The sequence below is a fragment of the Streptomyces sp. CA-243310 genome (assembly GCF_050936775.1).
GTDB lineage: Bacteria > Actinomycetota > Actinomycetes > Streptomycetales > Streptomycetaceae > Streptomyces.
Map to the genome: position 1 here is coordinate 655,064 of NZ_JBNJMF010000003.1, position 16,824 is coordinate 671,887.

The 16,824-nt window shown below is 71.7% G+C and carries 16 protein-coding genes and 1 pseudogene; 8 read left to right on the forward strand and 9 right to left on the reverse strand.

All coding sequences use genetic code 11. The features are described from left to right. Positions 1 to 310: 310 nt before the first annotated feature. The 3 genes and pseudogenes from ACQEVM_RS36160 to ACQEVM_RS36170 all read right to left on the reverse strand — a co-directional run. Complete coding sequence (locus ACQEVM_RS36160) at positions 311 to 928, reverse strand: exonuclease (protein ID WP_433086537.1); 618 nt, start codon at positions 926 to 928, stop codon at positions 311 to 313. Between the two features lie 497 nt (positions 929 to 1,425). Continuing rightward, a complete protein-coding gene (locus tag ACQEVM_RS36165; protein WP_433086539.1) occupies positions 1,426 to 2,019 on the reverse strand; it encodes a GNAT family N-acetyltransferase in 594 nt (197 codons plus the stop codon). A 175-nt stretch (positions 2,020 to 2,194) separates the two neighbouring features. After that, positions 2,195 to 2,402 (reverse strand): annotated as a pseudogene (locus ACQEVM_RS36170) (IS481 family transposase); the annotation flags it as partial. Positions 2,403 to 2,512: 110 nt separating this feature from the next. Here ACQEVM_RS36170 and ACQEVM_RS36175 point away from each other — a divergent pair. From ACQEVM_RS36175 to ACQEVM_RS36195, 5 genes are all read left to right on the forward strand, one after another. Beyond that, positions 2,513 to 3,736, forward strand: a complete 1,224-nt coding sequence (locus ACQEVM_RS36175) for a phospholipase D-like domain-containing protein (RefSeq protein WP_433086541.1) — start codon at positions 2,513 to 2,515, stop codon at positions 3,734 to 3,736. 680 nt (positions 3,737 to 4,416) lie between these two features. After that, entirely contained in the window at positions 4,417 to 5,130 is a 714-nt protein-coding gene (locus ACQEVM_RS36180; RefSeq protein ID WP_433086543.1) for a S26 family signal peptidase, read from the forward strand. Between the two features lie 352 nt (positions 5,131 to 5,482). Then, positions 5,483 to 6,103 (forward strand): ankyrin repeat domain-containing protein, encoded by a 621-nt coding sequence (locus ACQEVM_RS36185; protein WP_433086545.1) that lies wholly within the window; start codon positions 5,483 to 5,485, stop codon positions 6,101 to 6,103. Between the two features lie 442 nt (positions 6,104 to 6,545). Beyond that, positions 6,546 to 7,088 (forward strand): ArsR/SmtB family transcription factor, encoded by a 543-nt coding sequence (locus ACQEVM_RS36190; protein WP_433086547.1) that lies wholly within the window; start codon positions 6,546 to 6,548, stop codon positions 7,086 to 7,088. Beyond that, the gene (locus tag ACQEVM_RS36195) at positions 7,085 to 8,380 is read left to right on the forward strand and encodes an MFS transporter (protein WP_433086549.1); all 1,296 of its coding nucleotides are present in this window, start codon (positions 7,085 to 7,087) and stop codon (positions 8,378 to 8,380) included. The genes ACQEVM_RS36190 and ACQEVM_RS36195 overlap by 4 nt, the downstream gene beginning before the upstream one ends. Positions 8,381 to 8,467: 87 nt before the next feature. On the opposite strand, the gene ACQEVM_RS36200 is transcribed toward ACQEVM_RS36195, so the two are convergent. Together ACQEVM_RS36200 and ACQEVM_RS36205 are read right to left on the reverse strand one after the other, a co-directional pair. After that, positions 8,468 to 8,743: a hypothetical protein gene (locus tag ACQEVM_RS36200; RefSeq protein WP_433086551.1), complete on the reverse strand. Its 276-nt coding sequence runs from the start codon at positions 8,741 to 8,743 to the stop codon at positions 8,468 to 8,470. Positions 8,744 to 9,069: 326 nt separating this feature from the next. After that, positions 9,070 to 9,597 carry a 2'-5' RNA ligase family protein gene (locus ACQEVM_RS36205; RefSeq protein ID WP_433086553.1) on the reverse strand — a complete coding sequence of 176 codons (528 nt, stop codon included), beginning with the start codon at positions 9,595 to 9,597 and terminating at the stop codon, positions 9,070 to 9,072. 259 nt (positions 9,598 to 9,856) lie between these two features. Here ACQEVM_RS36205 and ACQEVM_RS36210 point away from each other — a divergent pair, with 259 nt between their 5' ends. Further along, positions 9,857 to 10,297: a hypothetical protein gene (locus tag ACQEVM_RS36210; protein WP_433086555.1), complete on the forward strand. Its 441-nt coding sequence runs from the start codon at positions 9,857 to 9,859 to the stop codon at positions 10,295 to 10,297. A 59-nt stretch (positions 10,298 to 10,356) separates the two neighbouring features. On the opposite strand, the gene ACQEVM_RS36215 is transcribed toward ACQEVM_RS36210, so the two are convergent. Further along, positions 10,357 to 10,500: a hypothetical protein gene (locus tag ACQEVM_RS36215; protein ID WP_433086557.1), complete on the reverse strand. Its 144-nt coding sequence runs from the start codon at positions 10,498 to 10,500 to the stop codon at positions 10,357 to 10,359. Between the two features lie 773 nt (positions 10,501 to 11,273). Here ACQEVM_RS36215 and ACQEVM_RS36220 point away from each other — a divergent pair. Beyond that, entirely contained in the window at positions 11,274 to 11,900 is a 627-nt protein-coding gene (locus tag ACQEVM_RS36220; protein WP_433086559.1) for a hypothetical protein, read from the forward strand. 149 nt (positions 11,901 to 12,049) lie between these two features. Here ACQEVM_RS36220 and ACQEVM_RS36225 read toward each other — a convergent pair whose 3' ends face one another. The 3 genes from ACQEVM_RS36225 to ACQEVM_RS36235 all read right to left on the reverse strand — a co-directional run bounded on the left by ACQEVM_RS36225 (position 12,050) and on the right by ACQEVM_RS36235 (position 13,543). Then, a complete protein-coding gene (locus ACQEVM_RS36225; protein ID WP_433086561.1) occupies positions 12,050 to 12,508 on the reverse strand; it encodes an iron chaperone in 459 nt (152 codons plus the stop codon). A gap of 229 nt (positions 12,509 to 12,737) precedes the next feature. Then, positions 12,738 to 13,193, reverse strand: coding sequence for a pyridoxamine 5'-phosphate oxidase family protein (locus ACQEVM_RS36230; protein ID WP_433086563.1), 456 nt, complete (start codon positions 13,191 to 13,193; stop codon positions 12,738 to 12,740). After that, entirely contained in the window at positions 13,190 to 13,543 is a 354-nt protein-coding gene (locus ACQEVM_RS36235; protein WP_433086565.1) for a VOC family protein, read from the reverse strand. Before ACQEVM_RS36235 ends, ACQEVM_RS36230 begins: the two co-directional genes overlap by 4 nt. A gap of 280 nt (positions 13,544 to 13,823) precedes the next feature. Here ACQEVM_RS36235 and ACQEVM_RS36240 point away from each other — a divergent pair, with 280 nt between their 5' ends. Next, complete coding sequence (locus ACQEVM_RS36240) at positions 13,824 to 16,664, forward strand: ATP-binding protein (RefSeq protein ID WP_433086567.1); 2,841 nt, start codon at positions 13,824 to 13,826, stop codon at positions 16,662 to 16,664. Positions 16,665 to 16,824 lie beyond the last annotated feature (160 nt).

Sequence of the window (16,824 nt, forward strand, 5' to 3'; positions counted from 1 at the left end):
CCCTCCTGAAGAGGGCATCCCACCGGGGCCGGTTCCCCCATCCCGGGACCACCGTCAGAACGACGCGCCGCACGCCTTCAAGTGCCGGAACGAACGGTCAGCCCCGCGTGGGCCGCTGCGTCGAGAAGGGTTCGCCGCAGCTCCTCCACTACCTCGGCGGGCAACGGATCGCGGTCGGAGATTTCCCGTACCGACCTTCCGACCGGTCCCGGAGAGCGTCCGATACGAGAAGAGCCGGGGCGGCGCATGGCCCGACGCACGGCTCGACGCGCGGCCCGGCGCATGGCTCGACCATGCTCACCACGCGAGATCACGTCGACGGCGGGCCCTGGTGGCCGTCGCGGGGAGCGTCCCAGCGCATCAGGTTCTGGAACAGCTCGGCCTGCTCGATCGCGTCGTCCAGGGCGTTGTGCGTGTGGGGGCGCGAGGACAGCAGGTGACCCGGCATCGACCGCTTCGTCGCCTCCGTGATCCGCACGTCGGCCTTGGCCGCGTACAACGACTTCAGGTCCAGGCAGCGGGAATGGCCGAACGGCGAACCACCGTCCGCGAACCGCATGAAGTACCAGTACATCCACATCCAGTCGTAACCCAGCGGGTACGCGACGAACACCGGCCCGGCGCCCAGCTCGTCGGACACGGCGGCCAGCCACTCGGCCGCGCCGTTCATCGCCTCGACCGGATCCAGCCCTTCCCGCGCCAGCCGCCCGCGGTCCAGTCCGCCGACCGCCAGGGCCTGCGGGTCGAAGGCGTCACTGATCGGCTTCAGCTCGGCGTAGAAGGTGCGCTCGGCGGGGTCGACCACCTGGAACCCGTCGCCGTCGCGGAACCCCGCGACCGCCAGACCGAAGCTCGACATCGAGAACGGACCGGGTACCGGCCCGTCGGCCTCCACGTCGGCCGACACGTAGAACTCTGCTTTCGCCATGCTCTCGCCCCTTCCGAGATCCCGTCGATTCTGCCGGCTTCGTCGATTCCGCCAATTCCGCCGATTCATTCGGCATTGGCGGCTTGCGCGGCTTGCGCGGCTTGCGCGCGAGGCAGGCGAGCACGCGGGCGAACCGCTCGGACCAGTCGTCCGACGGGTCGGCACAACCGACGGCCTCCTCCAGCACGGACGGCGTGTGGCGCCCGTGGTGGTACTGGCGCGTCTTCGTCCCCTTGCGCGCCTTTTGCGCGCCTTCCACCGCGGCTCGGCGACCGGACAGGGGCCGCAACCGTCGAGTTGGGCCCGCATCATCGCCGCGACGTGTCCGGCCAGGGCAGTCGGCGAGACCGGGGCGCCCACCCGGCTGTGCACCGCGCGGTCGACGGCCTGGCCGATGGCGCACTCCACCAGACGTCGATCCGAGGCCGGGTACGGAGCCAGATCGCGGCGCATGACCTCGCCCGGCAGGGGCGTGATCCAGCCCAACAGATGGGCGGCTAACGCCATTTCCGGCTCGTCCAGGTCGTTCCGGCCCTGGCGCTACCGGCCGGCGTGACCGACCACACGCCGAACCACTGCTCGGCGTCGAACTCCTCGAACCGCTCCACCTCGGTGAACCCGAGCTTCGCCGCGAGGCGCATCGAACGGATGTTGGCCGTCTGGGTGCAGAGCACCACCGGCTCGCCGGGAAACGCGCCGGCAAACCAGTCGAGTGCCGCCGCGCACGCCTCGGCGGCGTACCCTCGTCCCCAACTCTCCGGCAGGAACGTGTAGCTGAGCTCGGCCTCCTCGCCATCCTGACGGATGTGCCCCGGGCGGTCCGCGTTGCGCCGATCGAGCGTGACCGCGCCGATCATGGCTCCCCCGAGATCGATCACGAAGAGGCCGGGACGCCGTCCGGGCACCCCAGGCACCGTCCGCTCCAGCTCGCCCCGCGGACGGGGGCCACCCAGGAAGGTGCGTACCTCCGACGAGGCGAACAGCTCGATGAACGCCGCACGGTCCCGGGCCTCGGACTCCCGCAGCACGAGCCGTTCGGTGCTGATCGGGGCAGGCGGCCATGCCGTGGGGTCGAGCTCGAGTGCGGTCACGGCGGGCAACCTATCGTGTCGGTAGTCCGACGGAGAGGGCCTCACACCGCCGGAGGTGCGGGGAACGTGACGCTCTGGTAGCCGTTCCGGGGGTCACGGACGCAGTCGAGGCAGGGCGCGAGGTCCTCCAGGTCGACGTCGTCGGCGACGACGAGAGTCCGGTGCCGCGGATCGGCCGGCCCGCCTCGCGGCCCGGGACGTGGGGGCCGCCTCCGTCGGGATCCGGCCGAGCTTCTTCACGTCGACGTGGACGAGCGCGCCGGGCCCCTCGCGTTCGCAGGGGCTCCGGATCACGGTGCCGGCGGGGCGGTCGATCAGGCGAGCCGGAGCAGGCCGTGTCGGGTCAGGATCCGGTGGACGGTCGAGGCGGGCAGGCCCGGGAGCGGGCCGCCGCCCCTGGCCGCATCGAGGGGCGCCCGGCTGTTCAGGGAGCGCCGGATCGGGCACACGGTGTCTGCCATGCTCGCCCCACTCCTTCAGCCCGGGAGCCCCCATGACCCTCACCCAAGATTCCGCCGAGTCGGGCCCGCAGCCCACTCCGCCGCTGAGCGTGCCGACCGTCGACGCCCGGGTGGCCAGGTTGCGGCGGCGCTTGGAGCGTCTGATAGGGATCGCGGCGACCGAGGGCAATGCCGTCACCCCTCTGCGCAACGGAGACGAGATCTTCGCCGCGATGCTGGCCGGTATTCGGGGTGCTCGGCACACCGTGGACATGATGACGTTCGTGTACTGGAAGGGTGACATCGCCCGTGACTTCGCCCAGGCACTTGCGGAGCGGGCTCATGCGGGAGTGCGGGTACGGCTGTTGCTCGACGGCTTCGGGAGCCGTCTGATCGAGAGGGAGCTGCTGGACTCCATGGAGGAGGCCGGGGTGAAGGTGGCCTGGTTCCGCAAGCCGCTCTACCTTTCCCCGCTCAAGCAGAACCACCGCTGCCACCGCAAGGTCCTCGTCGTCGACGAGGAGACCGCGTTCACCGGCGGGGTCGGGATCGCCGAGGAATGGTGCGGCAACGCGCGCAACGCACAAGAATGGCGCGACACGCATGTCGAGGTCCGAGGACCCGCTGTCGACGGGATCGCCGCCGCGTTCGCCCAGAACTGGGCCGAGTGCCACGAAGAGCTCTTCGACGACCATGATCGATTCGTCGACCACCGGCCGCAGGGCGACGCCATCGTGCAGGTGGTGCGCGGCTCGGCGAGTTTCGGCTGGCAGGACATGCAGACGTTGGTACGGGTCATGCTGGAGTCCGCCGAGGAACGCTTCCGCCTGGCCACCGCCTACTTCTCACCGGATGCGTACTTCATCGAACTGCTGTGCGCGACGGCCAGGCGGGGGGTCGAGGTGGAGATCCTGCTCCCGGGTCCCCACACCGACAAGCGGGTCTGCCAGCTCGCGGGCCAGCACCACTATGAGGACCTCGTCTCCTGCGGGGTGAAGATCTACCAGTACCAGCCGACGATGATGCACGCCAAGGTCATCACCGTCGATCGTGTCGCCGCTCTGGTCGGATCCACCAACTTCAACCGCCGCTCCCTCGATCATGACGAGGAAGTCATGCTCGCCGTACTGGACGAACGATTCACCGGGGTGCTCGACGGACACTTCGACGAAGACGTCGCGGCGAGCGAGCTGATCCGCGAGGGCCGCTGGAAGAGGCGCCCAGCCCTTCAGCGGGCTCGAGAACTGGCCGTGCAACCCATCCGTCGATTCCTGTGACCAGGCCGGCGCCCGTGCCGTTCTCCTGCGGCGCGGAGCTCCGGAACCCCAACAGTCCGGCCAGAACGCCGCGGGCCGGCTCCCCTGGGCGCGCGACCGGTCGCACGGCGCGCCGGCCGGAGGCGGATCCCGGGCTCCGCGCCCGAGGGCGGCGGCCGCGCGCCGGTGAGAGGCGACGCCGGTAGGGAGGGTGCTCGGCATGCCCCTCGTGATGCCGGTACTCGCCACTGCGATCATCCCGAGAACCCCCGGTTCAGGTGACGGACAACCGGGCTTTCGAGGACCGTGCGGCGGCACCTCGGGGGGCGGCCGCGGAGTAGGACGTGGGCGGCAGATGAGCCTGGCGCAACGAGAAGCCGGTGTCCGACGCCATCACCGCGGTGGCGTACGGACCCAAGGGCTACGTCAGGGCTGCCGGAGGACACGACAAGGTGATCCGAACCCGGACCAGCCCCGAGTCCGGCCGAAGGCGTTCGAGGGACACACCGATTCGAGGGACACACCGAATCGATCACCGTGTTGGCCCTCGGCCCCGACGGGGCGTACCTCGCCGGCGTCAGCGGCAGGGTGGTCCCCTCCTCCGGCCGTCGTCGCCGCGAGCGGGCCGCCCCCGCCGGCTCCGCTGCCCTCGCGCCCTCGTACAGTGCGGCCACCACGCACGGGGACACGAGGGGGGCCGCATGAAGGACGAACTGCCGAGGCCGTGGCTCTGGGTGAACACCGCCTCGAAGGCCATGATCGCCCTGGCGGTGGCCGGGTTCTTCGCGGCCTCGGTGGCCCTGCAGTTCAACTACGGCTACCCGCTCCTCGTCGAGGCGGACGGCCGCTCCATGGCCCGCCTCTACCCCAAGGGCGATCTGGTCGCCGGCGAGTCCGTGGACACGGCGGACATCCGACGGGGCGACGTGGTCCTCTTCTCCGAGACCGTGCAGCGTGACTACGCGCCGTCCGTGTACCGGGTGGTGGCCCTGGGAGGGGACGTCCTCGCGCATCGGCCCGGCGAAGCGCACCTGACGCTCAACGGCGAGCCACTCGAAGAGCCGCACCTGCCCCACGGGCTGACGCCACAGGAAGCCGGCGGCGCGTACGAGGTGACCGTCCAGGCCGGCCGCTTCGCCGCGCTCGACGACGGGAACACCAGGATCGCGTTCACCCGCGACCTCACCGAGGGCGGGACCCTGGCGCTGCCGCTCTCACTGGTCCGGGGCCGGGTCGTCGGCCACACCTCCGACCCGACACCGCGCATGGCCGTGGTGGACGGCGCGTTGACGGGCCCGGGCCCGTACCTGCTCCCGGCCGGTGTCCTCGGGTTGATCACCGTGCGGATCGTCCTGCGCCGCCGGCGCGCCAGGGTGGTCCACCCCTGGAGCGACTCGCCGGGGGCGCGCGGCTGAGACGATCGCCGGCCAAGTCTTCGGGAGTCAACGGTCCGCGCGGATCCCGAGGTGGGAGGTCCTCGAAGTCCTGGAAGTCCTGGAAGTTCCGGAAGTCCTGGATGGTCGTGCACACCATCGCGATCATCACGACCGTGCTCGCGGTCCTGGAAACCAAGCACATCGATGACGCGATCAGCGCTCTCACCTCGTGATCCGTCACGGAACGCCATGGCCTGCAAGTGGCACTCGGATTATGAGTTGCGGTCCGTCACGTGCGGACCGGGCGGTCGGGCGCTGGTGCGATCCGGGTGCGGAACGCTGATCCGGCACCGGTTGCCGGCGACGTTGGACGGCCAGACATGATCAAGGCATGGACATGGTGAACCGGCTCGTACGAGCTGCGGAAGACGGCGATGTGGCTGTGGTGGCGCAGCTGCTCGATGCCGGTGTCGAGGTGGATGCCCCGAGCGTGGGTGGTCGTACCGCACTGGATCTCGCGGTGCATGCGGGCCACGACGAGACGGTTCGTGTGCTCCTTGCCGCAGGAGCGGATCCGCGGCAGAAGGCGGGAGGGTACGGCGAGTTGACGCCGCTGTGTCTGGCGGCGATGTACGGGCACACGGCCGTGGTGGGGGTTCTCCTCGACGCCGGTGCCCCCACCGGCGCCCAGGGCAGGTTGCGCTACGTCCCCTTGGTGCTGGCGGCGACGACCGGGGAGCACGGGCATCCAGACACCGTGGACCTGCTCCTGCGCCATGGAGCGGACATCAACGGGGCGATGAAGGACAAGACACCCCTTGAGTGGGCGGCCACCTTCGGGCAGGTGCAGATGGTGCACCAACTGCTCGCCCGAGGTGCGACACCAACGGCGAGGGCGCTCGGCGAGGCCCGTGTCCGTGCCCGCGCCCGTGCCAAGTGGTCTCCCGCGGACATGGAGGGGAAGTACGCGCTCACCGTCGAGGCCCTGCGCGCCGCGGGTATCGAGGACTGAACCTTCTGCCGACGGCGCCCTGCCGGACGGCACCCGGTACGCGATACCTGGTACGCGGCGCCCAGCATGCGGCGCCCCGCACCCGGTACGCGGCATCCGGCCGCCCTGCGGCGGTGAGCGTCGCGCTGCCGCTGCCGCTGCCGCTGCCGCTGCCGCTGCCGCTCCCGATCCCGGTCCCGTTCCCGTTCCCGCCCGCCGGTCGACACCCGGGCGTGTCCGATCTTGCTCTCGGTGTACACCGGCGGCTCGGCGACGGGCGCGTTTGCATCCCGTGCTGACTCCTGAGTGTTCGTCATGCCCCGTAGTGCGTAAGCAGCTTCCCGGATCGGCAGCGGGTGGGGGAGGGGCTTCGGCGGAGGGGCCTTGCGCGCCAGAAAGCTGATTCCGGAGGGCCGTGCGAATCCTCTTGCGCAATGGTCAAGGATCGTTGACCATTACTCGTATGCCTACCGACGACGATCTTCCCGAGACGTTTCACGTCACCACGGACGAGCAGCTGCGCGCCGTCTCCAATCTCACGCGTCACCGCATCATGGCCGTGCTCCGCTTCGAGCCCGCGACGATCACGCAGGTCGCCGAGCGGGTGGGCCTGGCGAAGGGGAGTTCCAGCTACCACATACGACTCCTCGAACGGGCCGGCCTGGTCAAGGTGGTGCGGACGCGGAAGGTGCGGGGGGTCACCGAGCGGTACTACGCCATGGCCGCACGTTCGATCGAGCTGCCGGATCCGGGTGAGGGAGGGCCGGATGTGCTGATGCGGCACGCGGTGGCGGACCTGGAAGCGTCCCCGGTGGATGGCGAGCGGCACGTACGGATGGCGCATCTGCGGCTCACCGACGAGCAGTTCGCGGAGCTGGGGGCGCGACTGGAGGCACTCGCGGACGAGTACCGGGAGCTGTCCGATCCGTCACTGCCGGACACGTCACTCGTCTTCGCACTGTTCCAGCCGACATCGCGCAAGCAGGCCGAAGGAGACGCCAAGTGAACTCGGACACAAGAAAGTTGCCGACCGGGTTCGGACGGCTGTGGACCGCGCAGACGATCTCCTCGCTCGGTGACGGGGTGTCGCACGCCGCGCTGCCGCTCATCGCGTTGACGCTGACGCGGGATCCGATGGCGCTCGCCGTCGTCACGGCCGCCGGAACGCTGCCGTGGCTGCTCTTCGGGGTGCTCGGCGGTGCGCTGGTGGACCGCTGGGACCGTCGGCGCACGATGTGGGTCGCGGACGCGGCACGTGCGGTGCTCCTCGCGATACCGGCGGCGGCGGCCGCGCTCGACATGCTGAGCATTTCGCTGCTCGCGGCCGTCGCCTTCCTGCTCGGCCTCGGCGGACTCTTCTTCGACACGGCCGCCACGGCCTATCTACCGGACCTGCTCGGCCGCGACCCCGCGCTCCTCGAGCGCGCCAACTCCCGTCTGCGCGGCGCCCAGACCGCCGCGTCCGGCTTCGCCGGGCCGCCCGCGGGCAGTGCCCTGCTCGCGCTGGGGCGGGCGGTTCCGCTGCTCGCCGACGCGGTGTCGTTCGCCGTCTCCGCATTGCTCGTACGGTCGCTGCCCGCCACACCCCGGCCCGCACCACAGGCTCGTGAGTCGCTGCTGCGGCAGGCTCGGGCAGGCGCCTCGTACGTCTTCCGGGATCGGTTGCTGCTCGGGCTCGCGCTGCGCCCGGCGGTCGGGAACGTTGCCTTCCTCGCGGTGGAGACCGTCCTCGCCCTCTTCGCGCACGACCGCCTGGGCATCGACACCTATGGCTTCGGTCTGCTCCTCACGGCGGAGGCCACCGGTGGTCTGCTCGGCGCGGGCATCGCCTCCCACCTTGGTCGACGACTCGGCACCGGCACCGCACTGACCTGCACAGCCGCCGTCGAAGGACTTGCCATCCTGGGCCTGGCCGCTGCCCCCAATCCGTACGTGGCCGGGCTGGCGCTCGCCGTCTGCGGGGCCGGCATGGGCGCCACGATGGTGCTCGCTCCCTCCCTCCGACAGTCGATCGTCCCCGCCCACCTGATGGGCCGGGTCGCCTCCACCTCCCGCATGCTCGCCATGTGCGCGGCTCCCCTCGGAGCCTTCCTCGGCGGCTGGCTGGCCGCCACCTACGACATCCGCACCCCGCTCTACGCCGCTGCGGGCCTCCTCCTGGCGATGACGGCCGTGACGGCATCCATGACCAGCAACCGCCGGGTCGAAGCGGCGCTGCGTGCCGCCGCCCCGGCCGATGACGCAGACCACCCGAAGTCCCGGGAGTCCGCCGCGGAGAGTGCACCCGAGCTGGTGTGACGCGTGCGGGGAAGGCGTCACGACACGTCGGGTGCCAGGCCCTCGCGGGGCGTGACGAGTGGCCGGGGTGGTCGGGGGTACCGACCGTCAGCCCTCCTCGTTCTCGGCGGCGTCCGGATCCCGTAGGGAGCGCGCGCCCCACGGCATACAAGCCGTCGCCCGCAGGCATTCGGGCAACCCCGCCACCGGAACCCCGACCAACGGGTCGAGGGTCAGCCCCACCAGGTCCCGGAGCGTGGCCGGGTCCCGCCGCATCCGTCCGGCGCGACGGCGCCGCACCGATACCGACATCGGCAGCGATACAGGCAGCGATACCGACAGCGACAGCGATTCCGAGCGTCCGAGCCCCTCGCCGGCAGGCATCAGCCATCAAGCATCAGTCATCAAGCATCAGTCATCAGGCATCAACGGGCTTCAGTCCGTGATGGCCGGCCCGACACCTGTCTCGGGAGACGTCGCTGCCGCAGGCCCACCGGTGGCAGAGGGCGCCACACTCACCGATCGGACTGACGTCTCCGCTTTCGAAGCACGCGGGCTCATTGTCGTACTGGCCGCTCCTGCGGGGCCTGCCTCGGGGTGTGCGGGGCGTGGTCGTGTGCGCAGAGAGCCACCGGTTCCGAAAAGTCCCCCAGGGCTGTGTCGGCCTCGGGACCTGGTCGCGACCGGGGACGAGGGCCGGCGGGTGGTGTTCACGGTCCGTCCGGGACACCGAGCGGCGCGGTGAACCGCGACTGCCACCCTTCCTCGGTCAGTTCCACCAACTGGACTGCTGCCGCACGGGCGCGCAGCGGCAGCAGGCTGCCGATCGCAGTGCTTACGCGGGCGGCGGTCGTCGGGTCGTCCGTACCCATGGCGACCGTGACATGGGCTGCGGGCCGCGCCCCGAAGCGGCCCCCGTACGGGCGCAACCCGGGCCACTGGGCGCGGAACGCATCGACGACCGGTTGGAGTTCCGGAACGGTGACGGCGACGAAGCCGGGCGCCGTTACGACCTCCGCCAACAGCAGATCAGTTGCCGGAAAGTCCGCCGCCAGGGAACGCACGCGCTTCTCGTCCCGACCTGTCAGCGCCGATTGCGGCACGAACGGGTAGAGGAGCGAGACGTGCGCCGGCATCCCACGACGCACCAGGGCCGAGTCGATGCGCCACGCCGCATCGAGGAGCGGGGCGGCATCGGGCAAGACGATGACGACGGCAGTGGTCCCTGGATCCGGCACTCCGTCATCATCGCAGGGCCGTGTGGGTTCCCGTGCCTCCTGCCCTCGGACGGGGCTCGCCCGAGGGCGCCGTGGCACGCCGAGCCGGAACCGTGTCACGGCGGTCTTCCACGCCGCGGCTCGGTGGGAGCCTCCCTGACCCGCGCCCGTGTCCTTGCCCGCCGGCCGGCCGAGCGCCGCAGGGTTGTCGGCCGGTCCGGAGACGTTGCCGGCGGGACCTTGGTACGCGGAGTGGCGGGCGGGCAGGTAGTTTGCTCGGGTGAGTCTCCTTGATGATGTGGCAGAGCGTGACGGCTGGCAGTGCTGGGTCTGTGACGAACCGGTCGACCCCGACGAGTCGGTGAACGACCCGCGGGGGCCCAGTGTCGACAGCCGGACCGCCGACCGGAAGGCCAAGGTCGCCGAGCGACTCGCGCACCGCGGGTGCAACACCCGCAAGGGCGCGGTCAAGGTGGTCATCGCCTGGCCGGAGCGTCTGTACGTGGTCGAGCCCGCGCCGCTGATCGCCGTCGCCGAGAGGCTGGAGCGCAAGGGCGGCCGCGAGATGGTGGGCCGATGCCCGACCAGGAAGGACGCCCAAGAGACGGCGGATTGGCTGGTGGACCGCTTCTCCCGACTGGTACCGGGGATGCCGGTGACCGCGGACATCCAGGCGGGCGGCGGCCAGTTCCTCGTCATCCTGTCCACCGGCCGCCGCTGACCGCCCCCGGCCTGCGGGGGGTGGCGGGAGTCCGCTGGACGGGCTCGTACCACTGGACGTCACCGGCGGGGACGAGCGCTCGCCCCATGGGCGGCCGACTTCGACTCGTCGGAGTACGGCAGGATCCCCACGACCAGCACGACCAGCACGACCAGCACGACCAGCACGACCAGCACGACCAGCACGACCAGCACGACCAGCACGACCTCACCTGAACGGCGTCGGCCCGCCGCCAGGGGCGGACCGAACCGGCCCGCGCCGCACTCATACGCATCCTCGACGACACGGGCCCGCGTGATCGGGCCCTGCCCGGTGCCCTCGTCCGCGTGCCGGGTCGCCCTCGGTGTTCGAGGGTTCGGTGGGGGCGTTGCTGTGGCCCGCCGATGAGCCGTGGCCGCACTGCGATGGCTCGCATCAGGGCGGCGGCATGCCCGTGGGCGTTGCGGAAACAAGGCTGGAGCATCGCAGGCCGGCTCGACTGGACCGAGATCCCCAGGGCCCTGAGTACACGCCCGAGGAAACGGCGGCCAAGGAGCGCAACCACGCCATGTGGAGGGAGATCGACGACGCCGAGATCGACGACGCCGAGATCGCCGGCACCGATCATCCGTGGACTGAGGGGAGCCCGGTCCCCATGCTGCCCGTGGCCCAGTTGCATCTGCGCGACATACCCCTGTTGCGGCCGCCCGGGCGGGCCGATCTGCTCCAGGTTCTCGCACCGACGACATGCAGCTCTACGTCTGCCGGCATCCCCGGAGCATCCGCACACCGATCTGATCCAGTGAGCTGTCGCTGCGAGTCAAACGGCCGGACTGGCTGCCGTGCCGAAATCGTCGCAGGGTGTTCCGGCAGTCGGTGCGATGCAGGGAAAGTGCCGTTGTGCCGGACGCCCTTGTGAGAGACTCTGCGGCACTGTATGTCATGGACCGGACAATCGCGTATCCGTGCGGTACACCAGGAGAAGGGCTACGACACCATGAACAGATCCGCCTCCACGAGGTGGGGCCGGGCGAGCCTCGCGCTCGGTGCGGCCCTGGCATCGACCATGCTCTGTACCACGGTGAGTGCGGCGGCCCCCGGGGGCCTGGGCGGGGTCGGGCGTACTGACTCCGTCGCGCGTGCGGTGGGCGAGCGCCGCTGCCCCGTCGTGTACTTCGATCTGGGCGAGACCCTCGTGCACACCGCCGACGACGGCAGCATCACCTATCGGTCCGGAGCGGCCTCGTATCTGCGCGCCCTGCGCGAGCGCCACATCAGCATCGGCCTGATCACCAACGTTCCGCCCTCCTGGGGCACGACTGACGCCGAGCGTGCCGCCAGGCTGAAGACGGAAGTCGACGCTGCGTGGAAGGGCTCTGAGCCCTTCGCCTGGAAGGACTTCGGCGGCCGGATCCTCACCCCCCGCACCGAGGCGGAGCGCAAACCGGCTCCCGTGCTCTGGCAGCGAGCCAGGACGGAGTCAGGGCCCTGCCGGCTCGTCTTCCAGGCGGAGACGGCCGAAGAGGTCAAGGTCGCCGCCTCGCAGGGCTTTGTGCCCTACCAGGTCGGACAGCCCCACTGGCCGGCGTTCCTCCCGGCCGGGCTGGTCCAACTCCTCGGCTAGTGCGGTGACCGGAGAGGTTCGCCGGCCGGCGTCGGGACGGCGACCGTGAAGTGCCGACCGCGATCGGCTTCGTCGCCGCCTCGGTTGCGGATCGCGTCCCGGACCCGGTGAGAGCTGGTGCACGCCGGCCAGGCGACCTCGCCCCGCTCCTACGCTGAGTGGACCGCCTGCTTCACGAGTGCGGCGATCCGCGCCTCCACCTCGGCCGTCACCTCGGTCAGGGCGAAGACGGCCGCCCACATCGGGCCGTCGTCCAGCCGCGCCTGGTCGCTGAAGCCGAGCGTCGCGTAGCGCGCCTTGAACTTCTCCGCGCTCTGGAAGTAGCAGACGACCTTGCCGTCCAGTGCGTAGGAGGGCATCCCGTACCAGAGTTTCGGCGCGAGGACCGGGGCCGTGGTGGTGACGACGGCGTGGACCCGCTCGGCCATGGTCCGGTCCGCGTCCTGCATCCCGGCGATCTTCGCGAGCACGTCCTGTTCCGCCTCGGCCGCCTTGTCCGCCTTCGAGCCGCGGCGCCCCGCCTTCTTGAGTTCCTGTGCGTGGTCCTTCATCGCGGCACGTTCCTCGGCCGTGAATCCCTCGTGTACGCGGTTGGCGGTGCTGCTCATGGTGGATCTCCTTCTTGAGGCTCTGGACGGGTGGATCTTGAGAAGAGGCCTTGCCGGCCCATGCCCGGGCCGCGCAACCGGCCCGGGCGGGCTTGGTACCTGCCTGGCCGTACGGCGGGATCAGGCCGTGCGGCGGGATCGGGCCTGACGTCAGACGGTGCCTGTCAGACGGGGCCTGTCAGAGGGGGCCAGACGTCAGACCGGGCCAGACGTCAAAGGGGGCCAGTCGTCAGACCAGCCAGCGGCCGTCGCGCATCAGTTCACGGCCGGACAGCTCGTTCTCCTCCCGCCAGGCCCGGATGCGGTTCGGAGTGATGCGGAACCAGCGGTACGGGGTGGTCAGGGAGCGCGGGTCGAAGCCGGTGCGTGCGGCGAACCGGTCACCCACGTGCGGCGGCAGTGCGTCGATGGCGAGGACCTCGACGTCGCCCTCGATCATGGCGACGTCGCGGGTGTGGCCGAGGGCGAGCCGAGCCTGCCGGGTGGCTGCCAGGTTCCGCCCGGTGGGGCTGTCCGTCGGGGTGGCCGCCAAGAGCGCCTCGCCGTCCCAGTGGAACGACAGCGGTACCAGGTGTGGGGTGCCGTCCGCCGAGGCGCTGGCCACCCAGACGTCGACGTCGTGGCCGAGCCGGTGCTCGGTGTCGCGACGGCGCTGGGCGCGGGAGCGCGGTGGGGTGCTCGTCATTCCTGCAGCAGTCCGATGAGGTTGCCGTCGGGGTCGATGACGGTGGCCACCAGGCGGCCGCCGCCGACGTCGTGCGCGGGTTCCTTGACGGTGGCGCCCGCGGCGGTCAGTTCGGCGAGCTTCGCCTCGATGTCCGCCACGTGCCAGTAGGCCAGCGACGTGGTCAGGCCCTGCGGTCCGCCGCCCGGGAGGAGGCCGACGTGCTGGCCGGCGGCCTCGAAGCCGACGTAGTGGGGCCCGTCGGTCTGCGGGGCGACACCGAGCAGCGCGGCGTACACCGCCTTCGCCTGGGCGAGGTCGGACACGGGATGCAGCACGGTCTTCATCCCCTGGGTGGAAGAGCTGGTCACGGTCACTCCTGTCGTCGCGGAACCGGTCGGCCGGTGTGGTCCGCCGGGCTTGTTCCTTGTGCTCACAGCTTCCCCCGGCGGGGTTGCGGGCGCCTCCGTGCTGACCACGGAGAGCACCACGGAGAGCACCACGGAGAGCACCATCACGGAAGGCGCCACGGAAGGCACCACGGAAAGCGCCGAGGAAAGCACCGAGGAATGCACCACGGAAAGCGCCGAGGAATGCACCAGGGAAGGCGCCGAGGAATGCACCACGGAACGCACCACGGATAATGGCCCGATGTCCACTCCAGTGATCTCGGCTCGGGAAGCCGATGTGCTCGCGCTGCTCGGGGAACACCTGAGCAACGCGGAGATGGCCGCACGGCTGTTCATCTCCGTGCGGACGGTCGAGTCTCATGTCTCCTCGCTGCTCAGGAAGTTGGAGGTGCCGGACCGACGGGCGCTGTCCCGGCACGCGAGCGAACCGACGCGGGCCGAACAGGCGCGCAGCATGACGTCGCGAGGGCGCCCGGCACCCGCGCTTCCGGCCCCGCTGACGGCGTTCGTCGGCCGGACACGGGAACGCGGCGAGCTGGCGTCGGCAGTGACGGAGCGTCGGCTGGTGACCGCCGTCGGTCTGGGCGGGGTGGGCAAAACACGGCTCGCGCTGGCGGTGGCGGCCGACGTGACGGGCGATTTCGCCGACGGGGTGTGCTTCGTGGACCTGGTCCCGGTCACCGATCCCGGGCGGGTGGGCGCGGCGGTCGCGGCGGCCATGGGCGTGGGCGAGCAGCCCGGGCGCGGCCTCGACGACGCTCTGGTGGCCGCGTTGGCAGACCGTCAGGTGCTGCTGGTACTGGACAACTGCGAGCAGGTGCGTGACGGGGTGGCTCCGTTCCTGGAACGGCTGCTCGTGGCCTGCCCGGGGATACGGGTGCTCGCGACCAGCCGGGCCCGGCTGATGGTGCCGTTCGAGTGGGTCTTCCCGGTTCCGCCGCTGTCGCGCGTGGGAGGCGGCGCGTCGGAGGCGGCGGCCCTGTTCCTGGAGCGGGCGGCGGCGGTCGGCAGGGCCCCGGCCCCGGCGGAGCGCGACCGGATCGCGGAGCTGTGCGAACGCCTCGACGGGATGGCGCTGGCCATCGAACTGGCGGCGGCGCGGTGGTCCACGCTCGGTTTGGACGGCCTGGCGGCCGGCCTCGGCGACCAGCTCCGGATCCTCGCCGGCGGCCCCCGTGCCGACGGCAGGCACCGGTCGGTGCGGGCCGTCCTCGACTGGAGCCACGACCTGCTCGAACCGCAGGACCGGGCACTGCTGCGTCGGGTGTCGGCGTTCGTCGCTCCGTTCACCGCCGAGGCGGCCGTCGAGGTGGCCGGGTTCGCCCCCCTGGAGAGGGCCGCCGTCGCCGACGGGCTCGGCAGGCTCGCCGAGCAGAGCCTGCTCGCCGTGACACCGTCCGATACCGGCACCCGCTACCAGGCGCTGGAGACCCTCCGTCAGTACGGCACGGAGCGGCTCACCGAAGCCGGAGAGCTCGACGATGTCCGATCGCGCCACCTGGCATGGTGCCTGGCCGGTGCGGCCGGCCTCCAGGAAGGCGGTGGCTCGGACTGGCGAGCCCGGTTCGACGCGGTCGCGGAGGACCTGCGGGCCGCCTTGACCTGGTCCGCGGGCCGACCGGAGCAGCACGCGGACGCGTGCCGTCTCGCCCTGTCACTGGCCGAGCTGGCCTTCACCCGGAACCTGCTGGGCGAGGCCCAACAGCGGCACGAACAGGCGGCCTCGCTCACCGCCGGCGCCGGCGCCGCCGCCGCGTTGCGGCAGGCCGCGGGGGTGGCCGGGTGCCGCAGGCTCGGCGACGACATGTACCGCCTGTACCGGGCCGCCGCCGAAGCCGCACGCCACGCCGGGGACGCGGCCGGCGCGGCTCGCGACCTGGCGGCCGCCGCCACCGCCGCCTACCGCTTCTCCAGCACGTTCACCGGCCGGGTTCCGCCCGTGGACGAGGTGACCGGCCTGCTCGCGGAGGCCCGCGAGCTGACCGGTGACGATGACCCGGCCACCGAGGCGGCTCTCGCGCTGGCCGAGGCCGCGGTGGTCGCGGACGCGTTCGGCGCGGTCCAGGGCGCCCCGGACAACACCGCGCCGGACACCGTCGCGTGCGCGGAACGAGCCGTCGAACTCGCCCGCCGCGCCGGTGACCCGGTGGCACGGTCCGCCGCCCTCGACGCGCTCTCCGGAGCCCAGAGCTGGGCCGGTGAGAGCTTCGCCGCGGCGGCCGCCGCCCGCGCCCGGATCGACATCCTGACCTCGGCACCGAGCGCCCCTGCCCGGACGCACGAGCTGATCGACGCCCTCGCCATGGCCGCCGCGACCGCCGTCGGCACGGGCGAGCTGCCGGCGGCCCGCCGGTGGGGCCGCCGGCTCGCGGGCCATCCGCAGCTGGCCGAGGTGGGCGACCACGCCACGTCCTGGCTGCTGGTCGCGGACGCGTTCGTGGGCGATGCCGACGCGGTGCTCACCAGCAGCGTGCGCTTCCTCGACGCGTGGGAGCAGTCCGGCCGGCAACGGTCGTTCTCGCTCGGTCCGGCCGCCGCGTCCGTCGCGATGATCCACGGCTTGCGAGGCGACCACGAGGCGCGGGCGACCTGGCTCGCGATCACCGACCGGACAGGCAGCGAAGAGGATCACCGCCACGGTCACGGCGCCGTCTTCGACACCATGGTCCTGCTCCACCACGGGGACGCCCACGCGGCCCTGGAGCGCGTCGCGCCCGAACCGGAGCAGGTGTGGAAGTGGGTCTGCTGGGTCTGGCTGCACTGGTACACGGCGCTCCGGGCCGAGGCAGCGGTCCTCGCCGGGCACCCGGACGCCCGGGGCCGGATCGCCGCCGCCCGGGCCGTGGTCGCCGGGAACCCGGTCGCCACCGCCTTGGTGGACCGGGCGGAGGCACTGCTCGGCGGCGATCTGCCGCAGTTGCTCGCCACCGCGTCGGCGTTCGAGGCGGCCGACTGCCGCTACCAGTGGTCGCGTACGCTCCTGCTCGCCGGAGGCGCGCACGCCGCGACCGGCGCGTCCGCGCTGGCCGACCTCGGACTCGCACCCATGGCCGCTCGGTCACCGCACCACTGGCGCCCCTGAACAACACGTCGCCCTCTCGGACTCGCCGCGACACCCGGTGGGCAGCCGCCGCGTCACCCGGCGACCGGGCGCGGGTGCGGGTGGTGTCGTCGGGGTCGAGGTGGGCCCGCCGCGGCAGACCGAGGACGTCCTCCGAGCCGAAGGCGCGGCCCCGGGCCCT